At 49.6% G+C, this 18,751-nt stretch carries 14 protein-coding genes; 2 read left to right on the forward strand and 12 right to left on the reverse strand.

The features are described from left to right. Positions 1 to 8: 8 nt before the first annotated feature. Together KJS63_RS00380 and KJS63_RS00385 are read right to left on the reverse strand one after the other, a co-directional pair. Complete coding sequence (locus KJS63_RS00380; protein ID WP_244862453.1) at positions 9 to 1,529, reverse strand: hypothetical protein; 1,521 nt, start codon at positions 1,527 to 1,529, stop codon at positions 9 to 11. Then, positions 1,510 to 1,785, reverse strand: a complete 276-nt coding sequence (locus KJS63_RS00385) for an acyl carrier protein (RefSeq protein ID WP_213617478.1) — start codon at positions 1,783 to 1,785, stop codon at positions 1,510 to 1,512. Before KJS63_RS00385 ends, KJS63_RS00380 begins: the two co-directional genes overlap by 20 nt. 264 nt (positions 1,786 to 2,049) lie before the next feature. On the opposite strand from KJS63_RS00385, the gene KJS63_RS00390 reads away from it, so the two are divergent. Next, entirely contained in the window at positions 2,050 to 2,430 is a 381-nt protein-coding gene (locus KJS63_RS00390) for a YmaF family protein (protein WP_213617479.1), read from the forward strand. Positions 2,431 to 2,488: 58 nt separating this feature from the next. Here the strand turns inward: KJS63_RS00390 and KJS63_RS00395 are convergent, their stop codons facing one another. The 10 genes from KJS63_RS00395 to KJS63_RS00440 all read right to left on the reverse strand — a co-directional run bounded on the left by KJS63_RS00395 (position 2,489) and on the right by KJS63_RS00440 (position 16,232). Next, positions 2,489 to 2,959 carry a DUF2798 domain-containing protein gene (locus KJS63_RS00395; RefSeq protein WP_213617480.1) on the reverse strand — a complete coding sequence of 157 codons (471 nt, stop codon included), beginning with the start codon at positions 2,957 to 2,959 and terminating at the stop codon, positions 2,489 to 2,491. Positions 2,960 to 3,252: 293 nt separating this feature from the next. Next, complete coding sequence (locus tag KJS63_RS00400) at positions 3,253 to 4,401, reverse strand: FAD-dependent oxidoreductase (RefSeq protein WP_213617481.1); 1,149 nt, start codon at positions 4,399 to 4,401, stop codon at positions 3,253 to 3,255. Positions 4,402 to 4,436: 35 nt separating this feature from the next. Beyond that, on the reverse strand, positions 4,437 to 5,162 hold the full coding sequence (locus tag KJS63_RS00405) for a methyltransferase domain-containing protein (RefSeq protein ID WP_213617482.1): 726 nt from the start codon (positions 5,160 to 5,162) through the stop codon (positions 4,437 to 4,439). Further along, positions 5,149 to 6,306 carry a type III polyketide synthase gene (locus KJS63_RS00410; protein ID WP_213617483.1) on the reverse strand — a complete coding sequence of 386 codons (1,158 nt, stop codon included), beginning with the start codon at positions 6,304 to 6,306 and terminating at the stop codon, positions 5,149 to 5,151. The genes KJS63_RS00405 and KJS63_RS00410 overlap by 14 nt, the downstream gene beginning before the upstream one ends. A 341-nt stretch (positions 6,307 to 6,647) precedes the next feature. Beyond that, positions 6,648 to 8,000, reverse strand: a complete 1,353-nt coding sequence (locus KJS63_RS00415; protein WP_213617484.1) for a family 8 glycosyl hydrolase — start codon at positions 7,998 to 8,000, stop codon at positions 6,648 to 6,650. A 294-nt stretch (positions 8,001 to 8,294) separates the two neighbouring features. After that, positions 8,295 to 9,968 carry a ribonuclease J gene (locus KJS63_RS00420; RefSeq protein WP_213617485.1) on the reverse strand — a complete coding sequence of 558 codons (1,674 nt, stop codon included), beginning with the start codon at positions 9,966 to 9,968 and terminating at the stop codon, positions 8,295 to 8,297. A 171-nt stretch (positions 9,969 to 10,139) separates the two neighbouring features. After that, entirely contained in the window at positions 10,140 to 11,174 is a 1,035-nt protein-coding gene (locus KJS63_RS00425; RefSeq protein ID WP_213617486.1) for a glycoside hydrolase family 18 protein, read from the reverse strand. Further along, the gene (locus KJS63_RS00430) at positions 11,174 to 13,807 is read right to left on the reverse strand and encodes a transglutaminase domain-containing protein (protein WP_213617487.1); all 2,634 of its coding nucleotides are present in this window, start codon (positions 13,805 to 13,807) and stop codon (positions 11,174 to 11,176) included. Before KJS63_RS00430 ends, KJS63_RS00425 begins: the two co-directional genes overlap by 1 nt. Before the next feature lie 6 nt (positions 13,808 to 13,813). Further along, complete coding sequence (locus KJS63_RS00435) at positions 13,814 to 14,842, reverse strand: carbohydrate-binding family 9-like protein (RefSeq protein WP_213617488.1); 1,029 nt, start codon at positions 14,840 to 14,842, stop codon at positions 13,814 to 13,816. 103 nt (positions 14,843 to 14,945) lie between these two features. Beyond that, entirely contained in the window at positions 14,946 to 16,232 is a 1,287-nt protein-coding gene (locus KJS63_RS00440; RefSeq protein ID WP_213617489.1) for an alpha-L-fucosidase, read from the reverse strand. 139 nt (positions 16,233 to 16,371) lie between these two features. Between KJS63_RS00440 and KJS63_RS00445 the strand changes: the two genes are divergently transcribed. Beyond that, positions 16,372 to 18,687, forward strand: coding sequence for an AraC family transcriptional regulator (locus tag KJS63_RS00445; protein ID WP_213617490.1), 2,316 nt, complete (start codon positions 16,372 to 16,374; stop codon positions 18,685 to 18,687). The last annotated feature ends 64 nt before the right edge of the window (positions 18,688 to 18,751 follow it).

Raw genomic sequence — 18,751 nt, forward strand, 5'->3', positions numbered from 1 at the left:
TTCCAGATTTAGTTGTACACCTTAACGGACAAGTTAGCGAGCAGCTGCCTCAGACCCTCCGCCAATTCACTGCGGTGTCCGTCATCCCGGCCCACCACAGATACATAGAGCCTTCCCTTAGGCAATCCCCGCTTGGTCAGTGTTCCATCAGCAATACGGCGGCGGGTCAGAATTTCATTGACCATTAAGGTATTTGAAGATAGAGGAACGATGCCGTACCCTCCCGGGGCAGTCAATAGAAGATCCAATTCACGCAGAGCATGAAGCAGCCTCTCGAACTCGAAGCCTTCTGGAAGTCCCAGGGACAAGAACGTAAGCCATCCGTTATGGCCGAACGGTTCCCAGTATCTGTCAAGATAAGCGTTGATCAGGCCCATGGATTTGCGGGCATTAATCTCCACAATGGGTACGACTTCACCGTCGTCCAGGATCATAGAGTCGAAGCATACGTAACCGTGATAGCCATCCTCCCTTAGAATCCGGAGCGCTTTCTGGATCACACTGAAATAACCGGCATTCTCCAGCAAGTCAATGAAAGCTTGATCCGCTTGGATGGAGCCCCCGTAATTTTGCTGGTGATTAATCATACGCTGAACAGAAATGAACTCCTTCTCACCGTTCTCGCGGATGAACCAGTGAGAACTGAAGTCGGTCCCCTTCCTAAGCAGCGGCTCCAATAAGAATTGGCAGCGTAATCCGCCAACCTCTTGTTTCTGCAGGTGCGCTGCCATCCTCCGCTGCATAGCTTCGCTGTCGATAAGCAGGTTTCCCTTACCAGAAACACCGAAGGGATCTTTCAGCAGGTATGGTCCGCGCTTCAGAAGGGCATCTCCGGCCAGTTCAAGCTCGACTGCGCTGTTCACCTCAGTGCCATGGCACTTCTCGCCAATCCTGGCCAAAAGCCGGTTGGAGTATATCTTGGAGTTCACGCGCACAACTGTCTCCAGGCTGGGCAAAGGACCAAATGGTCCGGCAGCGTGCAGGTAATCTTCCGTATCTGCCGTGATGGCATACGGTGACAATAATTTTGAAATGTTAGTAACTACGTCTTTATCAGGTAATTGGGTTTGCCGTGGATTTACGTCGGCATTCATAGGAGAGTTAAGTTCTGGCAAGGATGCATCCTGAGGATATTTGGAACCGGCTGTCTGCAGCACCCTGTTAGCCGGCTGTACAAGCAGAGCCCGATCAGCGGCCAGCCTGAACATACATGTTTTGAAAACGTCCGGTTCAGGCAAGGGCTGGTTCTCATCGTTTAAATCATAGTAATAGCGGTTTCTAAACGAAAAACCCAAACCGTTCAGATAATCGTGCAGCACCGGATCGATCTTGCAGCGGCTGTGGAGATCATCCTCCGGCCGGCAGAATGGAAAGAGCAGCTCGTCCATACACAGGACAATCGATTCCCGGTCCTTGTCAGGCATTGCCGGAAGCCGGGCCAGTCCCGGGTCTCTCCAGCGGGTTTCGGGATCGAAGTTACCCATCACGATTTTGGGTATCATGCTGGCGTCACGGCTTGGCATCTTCATACAACGGCTGCTCCTGCGGGGTGCAGCTTTTCAGAAAAGTGATAAAAGCATCAATAGATTGGAGATGTTCGTAATCGAATTGGTCATAGTCAATCACCACGTTTAACTGATTTTCGACTTTGAGCATAAACTGGATCATTTGGAGAGAATCGAGGCCAACATCGTTATTCAGATCTGTTTGAGGGGACAGGGTTTGGCGGAATTCCGGCTGCTCTTCTTTGATAGAGCACAAAATGTCAACGATTTTATCGTACATAACTACACTCCTTTAAAGGGTTAATGTGTGAGGGTACAACCGAATCCTTGCATTTACAAATTCCATTAAATTAATACTAGGTACTAATCTGCTGTATCGCCTCCCTTTCCCATAGTTACAATTATTATCCTTGTCATGTTAAAATCTGTCAATAAAAAAAGAGTTAATAGAGTTCGTTTTTTGCCTCTTACTTAATTCAGAACCAATTAGGCGTACCGTGAATAACATCTAAGGAATCACTTTAATCATGAAGGGAAGGTTGAAATGGAAGTCCCTATTCAAGGTTACCTTGTTCACTCCGATAACTCGGATTCTTCTCACTCGCATAAACTGTACATTACCTCTTGGGATGGCCGCCCCGTCCATACGCATCATTTCTCCGGCCATACCTCGTTTGATGTAGGTCACAATCACTATTACGCGGGAGTGACTGAACCCGCACCTTCAGGCGTGCAGCACGTACACAATTACATGACCAAAACGTCCTTCAACGACGGTCACCTTCACAGCATTAGCGGTACAACGGGTCCGGCGGTGCCTCTGCCTTCGGGTGGGCACTACCATTTTTTCGAGGGTTATACGACTGTTGACGGGAGAGTACCTCACAGGCACGCATACCATGGGCGTACAGGGAACGAGGATTGAGAATGTGAGGAAAGAAGGCCCCTTCAGCTATAGCTCAAAGGGCCTTCTATGCATATGCTTAAGTTCTAACTTTAACAAATTTCCTAAATAAAAACCGGACAAGAGGACCCACGATGAACAACTGCAGCGGGAAGGCAAATATGAAATTTTTTAATACGATGAAGCAATAACTCTCGATCAAGGGCTCGCTGCCCAGAGTATTCGAGAAATAAGCTGTTCCCAGCCCATAAAGTGACATAATCAGGACCATCCCGGTAACCATGCATAAAGCCAGAGCTACAATCACATACAATTTGTTGGATTTGTCAAAAGGCATGGCAAAAGCTATTCTTTTCGCCACAGGCCCTACTATCAGCAATTCAACGATAGCGGCAGTGAAAAAGATAAGCAGCAGTTGAGTAAGTAATCCCTTAGCGGATATATTCCCTAACTGGCCGTGGATCGTTAGATTATAGAATGTCATAAAAATGACCATTCCACAGCACATCATCAATCCCAAAATCATGTTTTCTCTTTTCGTTGTCGGCATTCTCCATCTCCCTTTCTGTTTACCTCTGCTATTATAGAGATAACAGTTAAGCCCTCATAAGTGAACAGTTTGTGAACATTAAGATAGGTTTCTGTCCTATGAGCAGTTTAAGAATACCGAACGGCACCTCGTGGAACCAACATAGATTAAGACGGCAATCTCACCAAAATAAAAACTCCGCGGGCTGCAAGCCTGCGGAGGAAATCCTATTCTACGACACGCCAAACCTCTATCCAAACCCTTGAATGGATTGTTACCGTACAAGCCAATGACTGGTTGCTAAGCTCACCAGATTATTGCTTTATGCCTTTCTCGGATAACCGGGTGGCTTTGACCAGATAAGTGGCAAGCCATGGAAGAACTCGCGCTAACCCCGGATATAACCGATTCGTCTTGGCGAAAGCGATCTTCTGAATCCATCTTGCTCTGCTCAGAAGCTGCGTAAATTCCTGCGCGGCCTCCGCCATATAGCCCTGCTCCCATTCGTTAAAGCTTACTTCCCCTCTCAAATATTTGTCCGTCCATTGGCTGCACAATAGTGAGGATCGAAGAGCAATGGACATTCCATCTCCACATAATGGAGGTATCACAAGCATAGCATCTCCAATGTGCGGAAATTGGGACCAGGGCTCGGGAACTTCGGACAACCGGATTGGAGCAATAGACACCTGGGTACCGGGAACCGGAGTCCCTTCACTCAGCCTGGCGCCAAATCTCGTATTTTCCCGGGATGCTCCGCTCAGGATGTCCAGCACCGATTTGCCAGCACGCTGAACCATATCCAGAGGCAATAGGGCGGCCACATTGACGAGCCCATCTTCGATTGGAGAAAGACCCACATAACCTCCTTCACAGAAATACAGCTCGACCTGTGAAGGAATACTAATCCCCTGGTAATGGGATTTAACACCAACATAGACCGTTTCATCCTGACCTTCGCCCGAAGAGGCCAGACCACGTGGCTTTCTTGCTCCATAAGCGCCAATAACGGCCTTTGCTTCGTAGCGGACCAACTGCCCCTCATGCCTTGCTTCAACCTCATAATATCCATTCGGAAGACGCTTAACTCCGGTTATGGTCGCCTTGGCTGCAATCTCTGCACCAGATATACATGCCTGCTCATGGAGAAGACGATCAAGCGTGAAGCGGCTGATGCCAATGGCTTGGCCTGGCAAGGGGGCTTCGATTACTCCCCCATGAGGCATGATGATAACTGCCTTGTCTATGGTGCTGGGAGCGATCTGTTCGACAAGGAGATCCACACCCAGGAACTTTAGCATCTCCTTTGTCTCCGGTGACATGAACTCACCGCAAGTTTTGTGACGGGGAAATGCCTGCCGATCAAGCAAGACCGTTCGGTGTCCACACCGGGCCAACTGCAGCGCACAGCTGCTTCCCGCGATTCCCGCACCGATGACCAAGACGTCAATTTGCTTCAACAAGGATTAGCACCGCCTTCATACTATGCATTACTTGACTATTGGGAAATACCTTTGGCCGGGATAACTACGGAATACCTGAACAAGGGCTTCCAGGCATAGGTCATGGAATCATGGCCGAGTTTCTCTTTTAACTGCTGCCAATCCGTATTTTTGAACCCCTTGGCTACGGAGAGAGGCCCGTCGTGACGGATATAGCGGTTGCGGGAAATGAGCCGGGTTGTTACCCATACTGCGGAGTATGATAATCTGTGCCGGTGAATGTCGTTAATCACTACGCCATATCTGGAAGCTCTGAGCATATGCGATATGATGTCAATCAGCTGCTCCCCCTCAAAATGATGAATGAACTGGGCCCCCGTAACTATGTCTGCGGATGCATCCGCCAGCTCCCTCACATCGGCCTGGCGAACCTTAACCCGTGGTTCGTGCCTGAAGAGCAGCTTGGCTTCTTCGCAGGCCTCACGGGTCATATCGACCAGGGTAACATTCAGCTGAATCCCCTTGTGCTTAGCCCACCGTAGAAGCCTCGAGTTAACGTCCCCCGAGCCAGCGCCAACGTCCAGAATGCTGAGTGTGCCGGGGCATCCGGCCAGAGTCCACAGCTTCTCAACCCCGTCCTTGGTAGGTCCCGGCGCCGCGAATATTTTGTTCAGACGCCTCAGGTGCCGCAGAGCTTCACGAAGTTCATCTCCCCCCATGGAGAAATCATCCATGAGTTCATCCTCCTGCGCCCGGTTAGATAAGGCTCTAAAGAAGGACATGATCCTGCTCCAGGTTTAAGGAGGAATACGACGGAACATAGGCAAATCGCATAAGCTCTGCGGTTAGACCTGGACCGAACGCCATGGCCACACCCTCTGTTAATTCCCGGCTGCTGTCTCTCATTTCACGCCGCATCATCTGCAGTACGAACATAATTGTCACGGATGACAAATTGCCAGCGGTTCTCAAGATTTCCCGGCTGTATCGGGTCTGATCAGCTGAAAGGCTCATCACAGATTCCACGGAGTCAACGATTCCTCGTCCACCTGGGTGGATAGCCCAAAGCTCAGGCAGCGGGTCTCCCTGCAGCAGATGTTGAAGCTCTGCCTCAAGGTGCGTGCCGAGCAGCTTCGGAATCCGCGGGGATAGGTAGAGATGATATCCGGTATTGCCAACCTCCCATGTCATATCCTCGGTAGAATCGGGAAGGAGTACAGAGTATCCCGTGCTCAATGTGAGAAAGTGCTTATGCTGCAGCTCCGGGGCTCCAATCACACAGGAGGATGCGCCGTCACCGAAGAAAGAAGCGGCAAACAGCGCCTCTCTTTCCTGAATAGGTTGAAAATGAAGCGTGCACAGCTCCACACACACCACCAGAACCTGTGATCCGGGCGCTCCCTGAACGACGTCACGCGCCAGTTGTACCGCTTTTAGACCGGCCGCACAGCCTTGAAAAATAAGTGGAAGCCGGTTCACACGAGGGGACAACCCTAACTCCTTGATCAGCATAACATCCAGGCCTGGCAGGTATTGGCCAGTACAGCTGACCGTAATGAGATGCGTAATCCGCTTGGGTGACATGCCCGCCTCATTCAAGGCTCTCCTGGCTGCTTCTAGTCCAAGAGGAAGTGCCTTACGCTGATATGTATGCATCCGTTCTTCAGTTGTCGGAACGTCGATCTTATCGTCTAAGGGGAGGTAACGGCATGCCTCTGGCTCCCCAAGATAGCTTGGATCACAAGTATACCTTGTCTCCACTCCACATGTCTTGAAGATCCGCCTGGTGAAGCGGGCTAAATCCGGCCTGTCCTTCAACGATGAAGCAATAAGATCAGCAACGTCAGACTGGGAGATGGAATGGTCCGGCAGGGCTGTTCCAATCCCCAGGATGGCTGGCTGAGAACTGATGATCGATAATTTCATTTTCAAACCTCCTGTAACAGATTGACACGAATTAACATCTCTTACCCTGAACCCTATTGGTGTAATCTGACCTATTGGATATATTTCTCTTGTTAAGGGTAGGATATCCAAACCCAGGAAGCCGAATTCCACAGTTTATTTAATTCATGATATGAATTATTAATCTAGTTATTTATTTCAACTTTAAGGCCTTCAAGTGTAAGCAGAATATATGACGAACCCTTGAAAAAACAAAACAGCGACAACAAAGGACGTTAAACAAAGTCCAAGTTTGTCGCTGTTTTCGCATGCAAAAAAACGCCCGCAAATACGGGCGCTCTATAGCGGACAAATCAGCAGAATCAGTTGTCCGGTGTCCACCAGTTGCCGGATACTACGATCATACTAAGAAGACGGATGCTGTTGTCAAAATAGTAGCTGTCAGAGGTAGGAGAATCCACGAGTTCGGTCCACAATTTGTTGAGCCACTGCTGATTGGATGAATCCACCATAGCGCTTACGGCAAACGGTGCAGTAAAGGCGATCGCATGCGCTTTATCATTTACCTTGCCGTCAAGCTCGTAACCCGATGCGATCTTGGTCGGATTGCCCCCAGTCGCGGACTGAATCCAGCTGTTCATCTTGCGAAGCTGGTCCAGTGCGCGGGTATCTCCGCTAACCAGATAATCGGTTGCAATTCTCCAAGGCGTGCGGCAGGAGTTCCAGCTGTAACTATCATCGGTATCTTCTTCCAGGTATCCATCAGGAGCTGGAGCGTAACTGCCGTCGGATTTGCGAACCACAAAGTCAGGCAGCAGCCCGGTCTTTGGTGAATATTTAGAGAAGATAGCATTGATGATTTTGTACGTTGTGTCAGTAACCTTGTCCCACTTCGAATCACCCGTTGCTGCCTTGTATGCTTTTAAATGATTAAGCATGAAATCAGATGGACGTGTTCCCGGACCGAACTCAGAATCGCTGTCCGAAGCCCAATCCCCCAACTTTAAGTGAAAATTCTTGGCGTGAACATCGCTTTTCATAATCGCGTTGATCATCTTCACAGCTTCAGCCTTGTAGTTAATCGAGCCGGAGCTTCCCCACTGCTTGTCTGCCAGAAGCAGGGAGTAAGCGATGTCCATATCCCCATCAGTAGCAGAGTTATCATCGTTGGAATCTACGATATTGCCTGAAGAGTCCTTCTTCTGCTGCCAAGCCATTAGCGCCGAATTGATTGAACTTGGATGCGCTTTATAAAAGCGGTATAATCCGTCATAATAGGTTTGGGCTTTGGAATCATAACCCGCCATGTAAGCCGTGATCAGCATGCCGTAACCATGCCCCTCTGAACAGGAAACGACCTCCGGCTCGACTATTTTCTCCAGATTATAGTATACATAATATTGATTCGAGATCTTGGGATGTTTGATGAGATACTTGGCCTTCCATTCATCGTATTTCTTGGTTACCTGCTGGTCGAGCTGAGCCTGGGTGAAATGGTTGGGTTTAATTGTGCCTGATAAATAGGAAATGTGTTGAGGGAATGGTTTGTTGATAGCTGCGGCAATTGCGGATTCTTCCACACTGACGCTGCCAGCGGCTTCGTTCTGATAGGATGGAGCCAAGCCTGCATCTGATTCCAAAGCCAGAGCTGGCCCTGCAGCTAAGCTGCAAATCAAACATGCGGATACACTTAATCCAAGTATTTTCTTGTTCATAAATGCGTCTCCTCTCAAATTAGGTTTCCTGCCTCTCAGATATCCCTACAACTTGCAACCTTATAAGTTTGACTGCCCGCTGCCCCTCCCCCCACCTCCTTAAGGTACGTAACACCATTCATCAAATTAAAGCGCTTTAATTTTAAAACAAAAAAATCAGCTGCTCTTCTCTGAACCCTTAGTATCTTTGACGAAAAAGAGAATGTAAGAGTAAAGCAGCAGCTGATTTCACTTAAAACAATAAACGCTTTAATTTTACGTGTCAACCGGAAATTTGTAAAAGCCCCACTTCCTTTAAACTTCGATAATAATTGGAAGAATCATCGGCCGTCTCTTGGTTTGGCTGTAGATAAAACGTCCAACGCTGTCCTTAAGCGTCTGTTTGATCAAGCTCCATTGACTGATCTCCGATTCACTCAGACCATTCAAGGTTGTCATCACGAGCTCGTGAATCTGCTTCATCAGCGCTTCGGAATCACGCACATACACGAATCCCCTGGAAATAATCTCAGGTGCTGCCATCAGATGTCCCTCGGTCTTGCTGTACGTGGTTACAATGATCAGCATGCCATCCGACGAGAGCTGCTTACGGTCGCGCAGTACAATATTGCCCACATCCCCAATCCCGAGGCCATCCACCAGACTGTTGCCGGAAGGAATTTTTGGCCCGAGATGCACCATGCCACCCTCAACCTGAACGGTATCCCCATTGTTAACGATGAATACATTCTCAGTTGGGATGCCTACCGACTCGGCCAGAATCCGGTGCTGGTAAAGCATCCTGAATTCCCCGTGTACAGGAATCAGATAGTCAGGCTTCATCAGGGTTAGCATTAACTTCAGCTCTTCCTGGCTCCCGTGCCCGGATACGTGCATACCGGCAGCACTGCCAGACCCGTATATCACACGCGCACCGATCACATACAGATTGTCAATGACCCTGGCTAGATTGCGCTCGTTCCCTGGGATGGCTCCGGCAGCGATGATGACCGTATCCCCCGGCAGGATTTCAATCTGCTGATGCTTGGAACTGGCCAACCGGGACAAAGCAGCCATCGGCTCGCCCTGGCTGCCCGTGCAGAGAATCGCGATTTGTTCAGGGGGAAACCGCTCCGTATCCCCTGCATCAATCAGCAGCCCCTCCGGCATCTTCAAGTACCCTAGGTCCTTGGCTACCGAAACTACATTGACCATGCTTCGTCCCAGGAGAACCAGCTTTCTTCCGGTCTCTACGGCAGCATCAATAATTTGCTGAACACGATTTACGTTCGAGGCGAACGTGGAAATAAACACCTGCTGCTTTGCCCGGACAAAAGCCTCAAGGATATGGTCACCCACAACCCTCTCAGAAGGCGTAAAGCCTGGTCTTTCCGCGTTTGTGCTCTCCGACAGAAGCACTTTTACTCCCTGCTTGCCGATTTCGGCCATCCGGTGCAGGTCTGGAAACGGCCCTGTCACCGGAGACATATCAAATTTGAAGTCACCAGTATGAACAACGTTCCCTTCCGGTGTTTTGAAACAGATGCCCAGGCAATCGGGAATGCTGTGGCTGGTAGTAAAGAACGAAGCCTCAATGCTCCCTGCATGCACTATAGAATCGGCATTGATGGTGTGAAGCTGAGCCTGATTCAACAGTCCGTGTTCCTTTAATTTGATTTTGATTAAGCCAAGTGTAAGCGGGGCTCCATAGACCGGTATGTTGATCTGCTTGAGCAGATACGGGATACCCCCAATATGATCCTCATGGCCGTGGGTTACGATTAAAGCTCTGACCTTCTCCTGATTATCAAGCAGGTAACCGATATCCGGCACGATCAGATCGATTCCTGGAAGGCTCTCATCGGGAAACTTCGAGCCGCAATCAATCACAACAATATCTTGGTCATATTGAATAAAGTACATATTTTTACCGATTTCATTGACGCCCCCCAGCGCGGCAATAAACAATTTGTTCCCTGTAAGATTCAATATTTAGCCCTCCCTGCCCCAATTGATGAGACCTTATTAGAGTAATGATTTCCTCATGCGTTTATTATTGAAATCTGGGGGAAACTTATACACTATTGGTCGGGAAACATACCATTTGGTATCAGGAGGTCTGTTCATGTCAACCAAACACATTAAGCTTACTATTATGTTCTAGCCATTCAAACTTCGGTGAATTGCATCCAGAAGCCGATGCGTCCGGTCGCAGCCATATTCCCAGAACATCACTCCAGCCAGATTATTGCTCTTCACATACTCGCACTTATGCCGGATCGATTCCTCATCATCATACGAGATAAAGCTGGTGCCATTGAACAAATATGGGGCACATGCTTCTGCATCCCAATAGCGGGCATATCCGTTCTTATTGATGTATTCAGCTTCAAGCTGGGTATAATCCGGCCCATAACCGCCTGCACTGCCGGCCATTTGATGCAGCCCATTATTCCTGTCAGGAACCTCATGCCAGATGCGTGAATAGAAAGCCACCCCGATCACAATCTTCTCCTTAGGGACACCTGCACGGATAAACATATTCACAGAGAAATCCGTACTGATCCGGAACAAGTCTCCGGAAGGGGTGTACAGATTGGTATGATGTCCTGTCAGGATTTGAAAGCCGCCGCGCATGTCATACGTCATCAATTGAATGAAATCCAGATATTTCTGAACCTCAGCCATTTCCGTGCCGTCCACATAATACTGGTCTGCGCCTGCCGCTATAGTGAGCAGGTAATGTCTCCCCTCCAGGTCTCCCAAGTGATCCAGTGCCTGCCGGAAAGCCTTCAGCAAAAGAGTGAAGTTGTGCTTATCCTCTGGACTTGCGGTAATACCTGCCTCTCCATAGCAAGGGTATTCCCAGTCCAGATCTATGCCGTCCAGTGGGTAGCTTGTCAAGATTTGTACGGCTGAGGCTGCCATGTCCCCTCTTCCTTTCTCCGAGGAAGCAGCCTCCGAGAAGCCGCCGACACTCCAGCCACCTACGGACAAAATCAGGCGGAGATCGGGATGATTCCTTTTGATATTTTCCAATAAATCAAGGTTATTCAGATGATCCACAGAAATTACACCCTCTACAACATGTCCAAAAGCCACATTCAGGTGGGTTAACTTAGCCAAATCCTCCGTGGTTAGTTCTGGCAGCTTGTCATCCACGACATATCCGGCAGCGATATAATGATGCTCCATCACTTGACGCCTCCTTCTCCGCTTAGTTCCCAACTCAATCTGTCCAACAATTGCCAAGAGTCCTGGCCAGTTCCAATCCGGTAACCCGATGACGAGAAGCGAATGCGGTGATTCCCATCAAGGACAAACAGATGCGGGAAGCCAGACTCCTCTGATCTGAGGGTGGAGGCCACCGAATCAAGCATTTGGTGACCATGATCTCTTACCAGTACCGTATTCACCGGCATACTGGACAGCCGGGACGCATCAAAGGCCGGATTGCTGCCGGCGCTGCCAAGAATGAGGATGACCGGCACGCCCAGATCATCAAATGCGTCTTTCAGCTCACTCATTTCCCGTATTAAATGCTGGGTTGGCTCACGCTCCGGCTCAATCCAAGCAGCCAAAGCGCCAGACATGCTGGTGAGCTCACCCAGGGTAAGAACCCGGCCATCCATGGAAGCCAGCCTGGCGTTACGATCCAGCTGGCCTAGTACCGGGATCTCTTCGCTCTCCTCGCGGAAGCTTAATTTGTGAGTAGTCTCTTCACCGGCTAGCAAGGGGAAATAACTGAACCTTACGCGAACACTCCCGTCCGGAAGGCGGATACCCGTTGTCATCCGATATGCTCCCGGTTCCACTTCAAGCGGATTTTGGCATAAGTCTTTGGCTGCATAAGGAAAAATCAGCGTTTTATACCACCCACTCTCCAATCTGGCCAGCGTAAAGTTCTCGTAATATGAAGGAGTCACATGTCCTTCCCTTTGTGAATCAGACTGAAGGATGAGCCGCGCCGCAGGAGTGTTGTGATCTCCAGACACAACGTCTGGTAAAGCATCCTCCCATTTCCCGTGTGACCAATACTCCGGCTTAAGCTCAATCGGGTGAAGTCTTGCCGGAATTCCCAGGCTGCGGCACAAGGCCACAAAAAGAATGCCCACCGAAATCTGATCACCACGCTTGAGCTTGTAGGTTCCCGCTGCAGTCCCTTTTCCGCGGAGCCCAGGAAGATCTCCGTCAATTTCAATTTCATTCGTTAACCTTCTCATAAGTAGTGCAGGGTCCGCTCTAAAAGTGGCGGAATCATAAGGAGAATAAGCTCTTTGGAATAACTGCCTGTATGGAGCGATCATCTCAAACCATACCCGTGGACATAAAACGTAGGGTACAAAGATGTCCTCTGGGAACTCGTGCACATGCGTAAGTCCACCCGTCAAATGATCGTCCAAGGTCTCCCTGAAGGTGTCAATCAAGTCCTTCTCGTTTAAACTTTCAAGCAGAAGAAGCGGCCACTCCCCATACTCGGGGCAGCGCTCCAGCAGGAAGATATACAGCTCCCGGCCGTTCCCCCTCGCCTTTCTGAGCACATCCCATAACCGGTCACATGGAAGTCCGGTCGAGCGGGCCAGCTCTGAAACCTGCTCTTCCTGGATGAATGTACTCTCATATTCTGAGCGAAGCCTGCTCCCTTCTTCTAACCGAAGCTGATGCTGCTTCAGTAATTCATCAGACACGGGGGCAGGAGCTTCCCCGGTTCCTTCTGGCGGAGGAACCATATCCAGATCAAGGGTCCCTTCCGGTTGGCGGGATTTATCGAGCACAATTTTGGCATGATCCCCATCTGCAGCGGCCGCCTTCATCTCACCCCATCTGCCATCTTTAACCGCGCGGACAAGCAAGTCGCCATGCCCTGTCTTGAAGGAAACCCTGCCTTCTTCATTCGTAAATAAAGAGGCGAGCGGGTAGAATTCGGCCATGTTATAAAGCTCGAAATGCACTTCCGCGTCCGCTGCTGGCGTCCCGTTCGGGTCCGTAACCAATATGCTGAGTGTTCTAGTCTTGGCATACCCCTCCAATAGATTTATCTCGGTATAGATGTCTTCCCGGAGTGTAATATCCTCCGGCCCAGGATAATCAGCCAATACCCGGGTGTTGACCAGCATTGCCCGGCGTGAAGGCGGTGTGAACCAGCCCCGGTTCAGGCAGGGCTCCGGCTCACATGCCCCGAAGTAGTACCACTGCCCGTCAGCCCAAGCTTCCACCCATGCGTGGTTGTCATCGCAGTGGGCCCAGCGCGGGGTATACACCTGCCGCGCCGGAATCCCTATGCTGCGAAGTGCCGCCACCGCCAGGGTGGACTCTTCCCCGCAGCGGCCCCGAGCGCTGCGGATCAGCGTTAAGGGGGAAGCTGTGCGCTGATCGCTTGCGATGTATGTTGCCTTCTCGTGGCACCAGTAATTCGTTTCCAGAATGGCCTCTTTCATCGACAGGCCCTGGGTCCTTCCGGAAAGCTCCTCATACAGAATACCCCTGGAATCCTCAATGTTCTCCGTATTCACCCGGTAAGGCAGCACGAAGTGAAGAAACAAATAGTCAGGAACCAGGTGTCCCCAAGCAACTTCATCCCGGACTTTCAGGGTCTGCCTTACATGACTTAAGAATAAATCCCCGTCGTAATCGGCCAGATCATTAACCGGCATAAAGGCATACAAATACTTCAGCGCCCAAATCTCTTCCTCGGTTAGCGGCTTTTCAAATATATCGAACAATTCATGCTTTCTTGCACGGCCCACCTGCTGTCTATTCAGAAATCGCTGTTCAATTTCATATTTGGTCTTCGTATCTAACGAATCAACAAAGCTGTTAAGGGTCAATGAAATTCACTCCTTCCAAAGTTTTCCGTCCTCCCGAATGCAGATCAGGGAGTTTCCATCTGCGGACGGGAGCGATATCTGGAACAGGCTGCGGGTGATCTCAATCTGCGGTAGCGTCTCCGTCTCCCATGTCTCGTTATCCGCAATTTCATGGATGTTCTTGGCATATACGCCATGTTCCTTATAATAATTGCGCTGGCGATAATACAAAGTTCTCAATTTCCACTTGATCATTTCATCGGGTGGAAGATCGAAGGAGTCGGGGGCTTCAGCTTCCGCAAACAAAACATAACCCCACAGTTCGGGATAATGCATATTGATGAGACCCATTGGGGACCACACCCAATTGTCCTCCGGCAGCGGCCTGCCCGTATCTGGATCAAGAACTTTGCTGTACTTCCCGTCCCGGATTTCAACCTTCCACTGCACGCGTGAGAAGTTCACCCTCCAGAATTCACCAGGAACCGGAGCCCGACCTTCGGGAGCACACTCGCGCAGACTTGACCAAGGAAGTGCACACTCCACACTCCACTTCCGGTTCTCCGCGCCCGGCTTGTTCAATTCCCCATCGATATGTACGGCTGTCTTAAGCCCCTGTATATCCCAGCCGTTCACAGGCGGTCCTCCGTCACGGTATGGCTTGATCAGGAGCAGGTCCCATACGGTATTGAGTGCGTTAACCTCAAGCTCATAATAGTGATGGCTGTCCCCATCCGGGTCAATAAACACCTCAAAGTCGTTATCATGAAAAATGACCGAATCCCTCTCCGTAAGAGTGGCCCAAATCTCATCCTCCTCCAACTCCGCCCCGATATAGAAAAATTGTTCGTCCCAGAGCATCTTTACCCGGGTCCGCTTGGACGGCCTGGGGCGCAAATCGCCCTCAATATCTACGAAATCCCCGGTCCACGCGGCATTCGCCCAAAAGGGCTTGTCGATTCTTCCGTCCAATATCGGCTTCTGTGCCGTACGGCGGCATACGTACTGTTTCGGAGCATATTGTATCTTCGGCTCCGGTACTCCGCTCAGTTTCATGATTTTACCTCCATCTCCTTTGTTGGAATCTCTATCTATTCATCCTATTCATCGTCGGCGTCTCATCATCGGGTGTCCTGAAGCCTCATTTCTTGATGCTCAACTAGTTGTGGGTGACTACCGCTCCAGAACCTCCATACATTTCGATCTCACCATCCAGCTCTAACTTCAGCACGGTAACCTGATCGTGGGTATCCTCTTTAGACATATAAATCCAAGTGGTTCCGGGGATATCAAACCACGGTACACCTCCATGTATTTCATGTTCCAATTCCTTGCCGGAATGAAGCACAGTGATCTTACGAATCGAATTACATAGGCCCTTCAAGCATATATTCTCTTTGGGATCGTCATATACAAACAGGTATAAGATCTTTCTGTCTTTGGACAATGTGCTGCCGCCAAGATAATACCGGTTCATGATCCCTTCGGTGGTACCGTATACCGCCTCTTCATGTGTCCGGATCCAGTCGCCAAGTCCAAGCAGGATTTGCTCCTGCCGTGGGTCAAGCGTGCCATCTTCCTTCGGCCCGATATCCAGCAGCATATTGCCACCCATGGAGATACAGTCACAGAACATTCGTATAATCTGGTTTAACGACTTATACTTATTGTCGGTTGGCACATAACCCCACGAGGAGTTTATCGTGGTGCAGAATTCCCAGGGCCCTGCCGGCCTTGTAATGGGAAGTCCTTGCTCGGGTGTCTTGTAATCGCCATAGCCCTGTAACCGGGAGTTGATGATCACATTCGGGTTCATAGACAGCAGATAGGTTTTGAAATCCGGCAAATTCCACTGCTCCGCACTCCGCTCCCAATCCCCATCGAACCAGAGCAGATCCACTGTTCCATAGTTCGTCATAAGCTCCTGAAGCTGGTTGTTGTTGAACTCCAAAAACCTCTTCCACCGCGCTTCATCCTGCTTCCCCCCAGCCGGGCTGGAATATGGATTCGCCTGGGCCGGATTCTCCGGTTCCTTTCCCCCTTCATACACGGTTGGATAATCCGGATGCGACCAGTCAATCAGCGAGAAATACATGCCAAGGCGGATTCCTCTTTTACGCATGGCTTCCGCATATTCCTTAACCAGGTCCCGTTTGGCTGGCGTTCTGGCAACCACATTGAGGTCACTGTATTTCGTATCCCAGAGCGCCACACCATCGTGGTGTTTGGTGGTAAGCACAGCATATCTGGCTCCAGATTTCTCAATCAGGTCCGCCCATTGATCGGCATCATAATTGGACGCTGTGAATCCCTGCAATTGATTCATATATTCTTCATAAGTGATCCTGCCGTTATAGAACGACCAGGATTCCGAAACTCCATTTACTGCATAAATTCCATAATGTATGAAAATACCCAGCTTCGCTTCCTCAAACCATTTTTGCATTTTCGGCTTGCCTCCTCACAGATTTTTACAACCTTGTAAATCCGTCTTGTAATTCTGCCTTTGGCTCTATGTGCAAGCCCCGATTTTGTTGCTATCATAATAGGAACAACAGAGATTTGCGTTCATAGGAGGCGGTAAAATGAAATCCAATTACTTCCGATCCAAGCTCTTTCTGAAATATATTTGGTCTTATCTGTTCATTTTGCTTATTCCTTTAGTCCTGATGACCATTCTGATCTACCGGAATGCGGTCGAGAGCCTTCGCTCGGAAATCGAGCAGTCCCGCTCTTCCCAGCTGACCCAGACCAAAATCATCGTTGACGGACGAATGAAGGAGCTAAATGACATTGCCTCCCGCGTCTCGTATGACAACCGCTTAACCCCTTACCGGGTGCATGATCCTATATACAGTGGGGAGGCCATTCAGGCGCTGGATCAATATAAAGCCACCAGTTCCATCATCAGTGAAATGTATTTGTACTTTCACAAAGATTCCAAGATCTACTCAAGTAAAGGTCTCTCTAATTTCGAGGTCTTCGCGAAGACACTCAGCTTCCACAATTGGAACAAGACCTCCTTGCTGAGCGATCTGAACAGTATCCAATATCCGACTATGAGGCCTGCGGATACAGTGAACCTGACTCCTCACAGGCAGGAGACCATGATGGCCTACCTTATTCCGATTACACCGAATAGTCCCCACCCGCACGGTACAGTGATGTATCTGATCAAAGAATCCGAGCTAACCAGCTTGATCGATTCCGTTCTGGGAAACTTCCAGGGACTGAGCTACATTCTGGACAATCAAGGACAGATTCTTGCCAGCAACCGGCAGGGTGAAGGGCTGACGGAGGCCGAAATGAAGGAGATTTCGGAGATGAAGCCCGGCATCTTTGAATTGACCCTAAATAAGAAAGCGCTGTCAATCGTGTCGGTGAAATCAGACAATAACGGCTGGACCTATGTCACCGTGATGCCCAGCGCCCAGTTCTTCAGCAGCGTCCTTCATGTACGCAGCTTCATCATCATATTGTTCGTCATTCTGGTTCTTATTGGTGTGGGAATCGCACTTATTCTGGCAAGAAAACAATATCAGCCGATCTCCATGCTGGTGGAATTTGCGGCTTCCAAGTCCAGTACAAAGCAAGTGGCTGATCGGACCCTGGTTAACGGCGGCAACGAACTAGAACGGATTCGAACTGCCCTACAGGAGTATGGCTCACGAATTGATTTGCAGGAGTCCTTTGCCCGCAATCACTTATTGTCCACCCTGTTAAAGCACGGAAATGCGCACAGTCTTTCCCCTGAGTTTCAGGAAGCGCTGGATATTCATTTTGATGGCTCCTGCTATTTTGTGATGGTCATTGGCTGGGAACCTTCTGGTGATCTGCAGGAAGACAGGCTGGAGCAGGAACGCCGGGATATAACCGAACTGCTCACCCAAGTGGAATTTCCAGAGATGAACGCGGCAGCTTTTGGTGTAGAGCTGCCACAGCTGGATCAGTTTGCACTCATCATCAACTTTAATCCACTAGCGGAAATGGACAGATTCCATCAGGTGCAGCATATCGTCGAAGCCGTCCGAAGCATACTGCTTGAGACTTTTGCGGTTATTCCCAAGATAGGTGTGGGCAGCTGTTACCACAGTCCGAGTTACTTGAACCAAACATTTATTGAAGCCTGCTCCGCATTTGACTTGAAGGTGTCCTCCTTATCCGGCACGGTCACTTACTTTGAGAAACTGACATTTTCTATGGATAACCTGACCCTATGGATTCCAAGCAGTTCGCTAATGAAGCTATCGCAAAGTCTTAAACAGGGAAGCTTCGAGGTTGCCGAGCAAACAATACGGTCGGCTCTCCATAATCTTCATGTCTCTGAGCTGCCCGTGCTGCTTAAGCGCTGCATTTGCTTTGACGTACTGAACACCCTGCTAAAGACCGCTTCCGGTCTAGGAATTCATCATTTCGTTCAGGATGTCGATCCCAATCTGATATACAGCCAGTCCCCAGAGGAAATTGAACGGGGCCTCCTGGAATTGGCAGGCAGAATCTGCAATCAGGTTGAGCAGAACAATAAAAAGAAGGAACAATCCCTGATTGACCAGATTGTGGCCTATATCAATCACCACTTTACCGACCAGGCCTTGAGCCTGGAGGCGGTAGCGAACGAATTTTCAGTGTCGGCTGCCCATGTCAGCCGCTCATTTAAAGAGAAGACTGGCGTCAATTTTGTGCAGTATATTTGGCAAAAGCGGCTGGATGAAGTCATGAGACAGCTTGTTTCCAGCACCGATCCACTCAAAGAGATTATTCAGAGGGTTGGATATCTCGATACGCCTAACTTTATCCGCAAGTTCAAGAAGGAGACTGGGCTTACCCCAGGCCAATACCGAAAAATTTACTCTGGCACCTCCCCGGACTCGGCCGCTGCTGGCCAGCAGTCCGACGCTTAAAGATACAGCCAACACCCGGTCTCTTGCAGACCGGATATGTTGGCTGTTTTTTTGCCCGGTTAGG

Source organism: Paenibacillus sp. J22TS3, assembly GCF_018403205.1.
In the GTDB taxonomy this organism is placed as follows: domain Bacteria; phylum Bacillota; class Bacilli; order Paenibacillales; family Paenibacillaceae; genus Fontibacillus; species Fontibacillus tuaregi.